Consider the following 6,137-nt stretch of genomic DNA (forward strand, 5'->3'; position numbering starts at 1 on the left):
AGCAGCAGCACCGGCCTGGCCTCGCCCATGCCCTGCGTCGCCGCCTCGAAGGCCGCATGCACCTTCGCGATGGCAATGGCCTGCGCATCGAGGTCGCTGCCGGCTGCGCGCGTGGTGGCGATCATCAGCGCGCGCGGCGCGGTGCGCGACATCCACACGCCGTCTTCACTGCGCGGCGCGCTGGCGGGCACCAGTTCCATCGCGATGCGCTGGGTTTCCCCGGTCGGGTCGCGGTCGAGAAAGGGCTTGATGACGTTGCCGGCCGGCGTGCCGAGCATCGACAGGGTTTCGTTGATGGCGTCGCGCAGGCCCGCCGCGGTGAACTGCCCCGGCGTGACGCCGGGCGACAGCTGGTAGCGGTGCTGGAAAACCCAGGTGCCGGCCTCGCTCCAGTCGCCCACGTCGCCGTTCTGGATCAGGTCGAAGAGCTGGCTCTCGCGCATCGCCTTGCCGACCGCACGCGACACCGTGGCGCGCTGCTCGGCGCTGCTGCCGCCTTCGATGCCCAGCATCAGCGTGCGCGAGGCCACGCCGCTTTGCAGCTGCTCGATCAGCACGCGCTGGCGCAGGTCGGGGCTCTTGGGCAGGAAAGCCGACAGGTCGGCACCGATCTGCGTGCGGGCAATGACCACGGCGCCGCACAGCAGCACCAGCAGCCACGCCACCAGCACCACCGCCCTGCGCCGCCAGCTTGGCGGACCGCCCGCCTGCAGCGTGGTCACGGCGTGGCGCGTCCCGCCGCCGAGCCGGACGGGGCCGCGTTGGCGGGCACGGCCGCAGGGGCGTTTGGCGAGATGTTCATCACCGAACGGTCACCGCCGACGAATTCCATTTCGAGCCCGAGCACGTCGCTGGCACGTCCGCTTATGCGGATGCTGCGCACCTGCGCGGCCAGCCGGCTGTCCATCGGCACGAGGTCGAGCGTCCACTTGCCCGGCGCGCCGGCCACCGTGCTCTTGAAGTAGCGCTGCAGCGTGGCGCCGTCGCCGCTCAGCGTGCCGCGCATGGCTTCGACCAGGCCCAGCAGCTCGGGCATGCTGTCCAGCGCCAGCGTGCGGTTGCGCCCGCCGCGCGACAGGGTCAGCGTGTTGCCGTCGACGGCCATGGTTTCGATGCGCGGCGACAGGGTGCGGCGCACCAGCTTGTCGGGCGCGTCGAAGCTCAGCGTACCGCTGGCATCGAGCGGGCCTTCCAGGCCGTGCACAAAGCGCTGTTCGGTAAAGCGGGCCTCGCCGCTCTTCTGCCTGGCCAGCAGGCCCATCAGTTCGGGCAGGTCGAACGCCGCCCAGGCCGGCATGGCGCAGAACGCCAATGCCAGGACGGCGGCCCTGCAAAGCCAGTCAAGCCGAATCTTCGAGCCAGAAATCATGAAAGTTGAACCAGTTGTACGGGTAGGCGCGACACAGCGCTTCCAGGCGGGCGACATAGGCCTCGAGCGCCGTGCGAATGCGCTGCTCGCGCTCCGCGGGGCTGGACACCGGCGCACCGAAATCGGCCAGCGGGTCGAATCGGACATCGTAGCGCGCACCGCCGCCATAGAGGCCGGCCATGAAGAACACCTTGCGGCGCAGCAAGGCCGCCAGGCGGAACGGGCCGTCGTTGAAACACGCGGGCTGCCCCAGGAACGGCAGCACGATGTTGTTGCCGCGCTGGTGCGCGGGCTGGTCTTCGCTGCCCGGCAGGGTGCGGTCGGCCAGCATGCCGCCCAGGCCACCGCCGTCGAGCCAGTCGCGCAACGCGAGCATCGAGTGCGGGCGGCCCAGCGCAATGACGTGCGGCCGCAGCTCGGGCAGCGCAATGGCGTTGAGGATGGCCGTGATGCGCTGTGCGTTGTCCGGGTACATCAGCATCGCCAGGCGCAGGTTGCCCTGGTGCGCCTGCTCCTTGCAGGCGCCCATCACCTCGAAGCTGCCCACGTGGGCGCCGAGCAGGAAGGCGCCCCGCCCCTGCGCGATTTCGGCGTCGATCGGCGCATTGCCTTCGACCGTGACCTTGAACAGGTCCATGCGGCCGCGCAGGAAATACACGCGGTCGAGCACCGTCGACGAAAAGCCGTGCAGCAGGCGGTAGCCGTCGATCCAGCCGGCGTGCGGGCCGATGGCGCGGAACAGGTAGCGCTTGATGTGCCGGCGCTGCGCGGGCGCAAAAAGAAGAAAGTACAGGCTGATGGGCGGCAGCAGCAGCCGCGTGACGTGGCGTCCGCACACCAGCGCCATCAGGCAGATGAAACGCAGCGCCAGCATGTTGCTGCGCTCGGGCGCGCGGGCCCAGTCGCCCTTCTGCGTCGTTGGGCCCTGGCTGGTGGTCTGCGCGGCCTCGTTGACGGCGTGTGTCTCGACGTCGGTGTGCTTCATCACGCCGACTCTGGCACGGCCACCCAGCGGCCGCTGACAGCCACCACGCCGTCGCAACGCACGTCGAAGCGCACACCGCGACCGGCACCGGCTTCGGGTTGCAGCTCGATGGAGAGCGTGCTGCCCGGCCGCACCGGCGCCAGGAACTTGGCGGCCGCGAGCGTGGGGTTGCTGCCCAGCCGCGTGACCAGCGCCGGCACGCGCTGGATGGCTTCCATGACCTCCGCCAGCACCAGGGCGCCCGGAAGCAGCGGCTGGCCGGGGAAATGGCCGGCGAACACCGGATGGTCGGCCGGCACGGCCAGCGCCATCTGCACGGCGGTGTGGTCGTCAGCCAGCTGCGCCAGCGCAAATTCGCGCAGCGCCCGCACGGTCAGCTTGCCGGTGCCTTCGCGCGGGAAAGCCTTGACCTGCACCACGCGGCGCGGCACGAACACGGGCTCGAGGCGTTGCCGCAGCGCAGCAATGATCTCGCCCGCCGAAAGCGTGGGCGCGACCACGAAGGCCACCGGTCGCACCACGCCGTCGGCCACTTCGTCGGGCAGCCAGAACGCGCCGTCTTCGACGCCCGCGATGCTGTTCAGGTGGTAGTTCAGGTGCGCCAGCGAACTGCGCCGGCCCGCCACGTGAATCAGGTCGTTGGCGCGGCCGAAGAGCCGGAAGCGCTGTTCGTCGAGCAGCTCTAGCACGTCGGCCATGGGCGTCGGCTCGGGGATGAAATCGCCTTCGAAGATGAAGCGCTCGGGGCCGCCTTCCGCGGGCTCCGCACGCACGCGGATTTCGCCGAAGGTTTCCCAGACTTCGCTTTCGGTGGTGCGCCGCGTGGCCACCTGGCCGGATTCGGTGCTGCCGTAGATTTCGAGCAGCACGCCGCCCATGGCCTGCTCGGCCTGCAGCGCGAGCTGCGGCGACAGCGGTGCCGTGGCCGACAAGATGAGGTCGACCGGCGGCAACGCGATGCCCGACAGCAGCAAGGTCTTGAGGTGGAACGGCGTGGTCACCAGCGCGCGCGGGCGCGGCACCGAGGCCAGCGTTTGTGCCACGTCGGCCGGAAAGAACGGCCGGCCGCTCTCGAAGGCGGCGCCGCCCAGCATGGCCAGCAGCACCGACGATTCGAGCCCGTAGCTGTGCTGCACCGGCACGGTCGCGACCAGCGTCACGCCTTCCAGCGTCGGGCGCTCGAGCACCCGGCACAGGCGCTCGACGGCCACCTTCACGTCGCCGACCAGCGTGCCCCAGGTCTTGGCGTGCGGCTGCGGCACGCCGGTCGAGCCGGATGTGAGCAGGCTGGCCGCGTGCATGGCGCCATCGATCGACGGCACGGTGGCGCTGGCATCGCCTTCGAGGCTGGAGCGGTTTTCAATGAAGACGCGCTGCATGCCCGGGGTCTGGAGCTTGGGGTCGTCGGTCAGCGCAAAGAGGCTGGTGCCGCCGGATGCGAGCAGGCGCTCGAGCGTGTCGGGGCGCGCGTCGGGCGGCAGCAGGCTCGCGTGGCCACGCACCAGCGCGGCGCCCAGGCTCACGGCAAAGGCATAGCGGTCGACGCAAAGGTTGACCGCCGGCCCCTCGCCCGGCAGCACGGGTGCGAAGCGGGCCACGTCGGCCAGGAACTGCCGCGTGCTCACGGGCACGCCGGCGCGCCAGGCCAGGGGGGCATCGGGGTCGCGGTCCGCGAGCAGCGGCAGGAAGGAAGTGTCTGTCGTCGTCACGCGGGCAGCGCCTGTTTTTTCTTCATCGGCCGCCGGTACCCGGGTCGACCGACGATGTGCCGTAGAACGCGCGCACCGCATCCACCAGGCGCGTGCGTTCGAATTCGGGATGCAGCCGGTAGCGCACCAGGTGCTCGCCCACGAACAGCAGCGCCACCATCACCGGCGACAGCACGTTGGCGAACAGCGACCAGTCGGAAAACGGCCGTGTCATGTAGATCGCGATCGACGCCAGCACCACGACGGCGAAGTACCCCGTCCAGATGCGCGTGAGCTGCGTGGTGTAGGCCTGCATGTGGCCCTTGAGCGGGTGAACGCGCTGCGCGAACTGCGTGATCAGCGGCAGGCCCTTGCCGCGCAGCGTGGAGCCGAACCACACGCACAGCGCGCCGTTGATGGCCACGTGCTGCAGCACATAGAGACGATTGGGGTCGCCGGCTTCACCCAGCAGCACGAGCGAGAAACCGCCGATGCCCAGCGCAGCCATGGCAATGAAGCCCCAGCGGCCGAACCAGCTGGCGGCAAAACCCATGACGGCCAGCCACAACGGACCGAGCAGCACCACCACCGCCCACGGTGCCGTGGCGTGGAAAAGCGTCATCCAGTGGGAGAGGCCGGCATAGGCAACCCCCACCAGCAGCAGGAGCGCCAGTCGCCATCGTGACATGGGGATCAGGTAGCGGCGCGGTGCTGTGCGACGTGCGTCGCGAGCGTGCGCAGCGACTGGAAGATCTGCTGGTTGCGCTCGTCGTCCGAACGCAGCTGGAACCCATAGCGCCGGGAGACTTCGAGGGCGACTTCGAGAATGTCGATCGAGTCGAGCCCGAGGCCTTCGCCGTACAGCGGGTCGGTCGGCACGATGTCCTCGGGGGCAACCTCGAGGTTGAGCGCATTCACGAGCAGCACGGCCAGCTCTTTTTCAATCGGCGACTGTTCTGATGCGTCGCCAGTGGCGGGAAGGGGGGGCTGAGCAGTCGATGACAAAAAAACCTCCTGAAAACTTTTTCCTGAACTACGCGCGGGCCGTGGATTATAGGAGTGGCGCTTGATTAGACTGCCGGTTTCGATACGACCCGGAGCGCCCCATGGCAGACCCCCTTCTGATCGCACGCCACGACACCATCGAGTGCGCCCTCCTGCCCAGCCTGGCCAACCGCCACGGCCTCATTACCGGGGCCACCGGCACCGGCAAGACAGTCACCCTGCAGACCATGGCCGAGAAGCTGTCGAGCATCGGCGTGCCGGTGTTCATGGCCGACGTGAAGGGCGACCTCACCGGCATCAGCCAGAAAGGTGCGATTGGCGCCAAGCTGGCCGCCACATTGAAGGAACGCGGCATCGAGGTGCCCGAGCCCTCGGCCTGCCCCGTCACGCTGTGGGACGTGTTCGGCGAACAGGGCCACCCGGTACGGGCGACGATTTCCGACATGGGCCCGCTGCTGCTGGGCCGCATGCTCGACGTGAACGAAACCCAGGCCGGCGTGCTGAACCTCGTGTTCAAGATCGCCGACGACAACGGCCTGCTGCTGCTCGACCTGAAAGACCTGCGCGCCATGCTGCAGTACGTGGGCGAAAACGGCAGCCAGTTCACCACGCAGTACGGCAACATCAGCGCCGCCAGCGTGGGCGCGATCCAGCGCGGCCTGCTGCAGATCGAGACCCAGGGCGGCGACAAGTTCTTCGGCGAGCCGATGCTCAACATCGCCGATTTCATGCAGACCGTGGGCGGCAAGGGCGTGATCAACGTGCTGGCGGCCGACAAGTTGATGAACTCCCCGCGCCTGTACGCGACCTTCCTGCTGTGGATGCTGTCCGAACTGTTCGAGCAGTTGCCAGAAATCGGCGACCCCGAGCAGCCCAAGCTGGCCTTCTTTTTCGACGAGGCCCACCTGCTGTTCAACGAGGCGCCCAAGGCGCTGGTGGAACGCATCGAGCTGGTCGTGCGCCTGGTGCGCTCCAAGGGCGTGGGCGTGTATTTCGTGACGCAGAACCCGCTCGACATCCCGGACTCGGTGCTGGCCCAACTGGGCAACCGCGTGCAGCACGCGCTGCGCGCTTTCACTCCACGCGACCA

At 68.8% G+C, this 6,137-nt stretch carries 5 protein-coding genes and 2 pseudogenes; 1 reads left to right on the top strand and 6 read right to left on the bottom strand.

All coding sequences use genetic code 11. The annotated features are described in order from the left end of the window. The 6 genes and pseudogenes from DBV14_RS32600 to DBV14_RS32625 all read right to left on the bottom strand — a co-directional run. Positions 1-722, bottom strand: a pseudogene (locus tag DBV14_RS32600) (transporter); the annotation flags it as partial. Further along, positions 719-1,297, bottom strand: a complete 579-nt coding sequence (locus tag DBV14_RS32605; RefSeq protein WP_260397311.1) for an outer membrane lipoprotein carrier protein LolA — start codon at positions 1,295-1,297, stop codon at positions 719-721. The gene DBV14_RS32605 and the pseudogene DBV14_RS32600, both read right to left, overlap by 4 nt. 43 nt (positions 1,298-1,340) lie before the next feature. Then, entirely contained in the window at positions 1,341-2,354 is a 1,014-nt protein-coding gene (locus tag DBV14_RS32610) for an acyl-CoA synthetase (RefSeq protein WP_124466243.1), read from the bottom strand. Further along, positions 2,354-4,063, bottom strand: a complete 1,710-nt coding sequence (locus DBV14_RS32615; RefSeq protein WP_124466246.1) for an AMP-binding protein — start codon at positions 4,061-4,063, stop codon at positions 2,354-2,356. Before DBV14_RS32615 ends, DBV14_RS32610 begins: the two co-directional genes overlap by 1 nt. Positions 4,064-4,085: 22 nt before the next feature. Next, a complete protein-coding gene (locus tag DBV14_RS32620; protein WP_124466249.1) occupies positions 4,086-4,730 on the bottom strand; it encodes a hypothetical protein in 645 nt (214 codons plus the stop codon). Between the two features lie 5 nt (positions 4,731-4,735). Beyond that, a complete protein-coding gene (locus tag DBV14_RS32625; protein ID WP_124466252.1) occupies positions 4,736-5,047 on the bottom strand; it encodes a phosphopantetheine-binding protein in 312 nt (103 codons plus the stop codon). Positions 5,048-5,148: 101 nt separating this feature from the next. Here DBV14_RS32625 and DBV14_RS32630 point away from each other — a divergent pair. Next, positions 5,149-6,137, top strand: a pseudogene (locus tag DBV14_RS32630) (helicase HerA-like domain-containing protein); the annotation flags it as partial.

Source organism: Variovorax sp. KBW07 (assembly GCF_003852515.1).
In the GTDB taxonomy this organism is placed as follows: Bacteria; Pseudomonadota; Gammaproteobacteria; order Burkholderiales; family Burkholderiaceae_C; genus Variovorax.

Bases quoted from the DNA above. Each gene is read 5' to 3' on its own strand.
- DBV14_RS32610 (WP_124466243.1), bottom strand. From the start codon at position 2,354: ATGAAGCACACCGACGTCGAGACACACGCCGTCAACGAGGCCGCGCAG.
- DBV14_RS32605 (WP_260397311.1), bottom strand. From the start codon at position 1,297: ATGCCGGCCTGGGCGGCGTTCGACCTGCCCGAACTGATGGGCCTGCTG.
- DBV14_RS32620 (WP_124466249.1), bottom strand. From the start codon at position 4,730: ATGTCACGATGGCGACTGGCGCTCCTGCTGCTGGTGGGGGTTGCCTAT.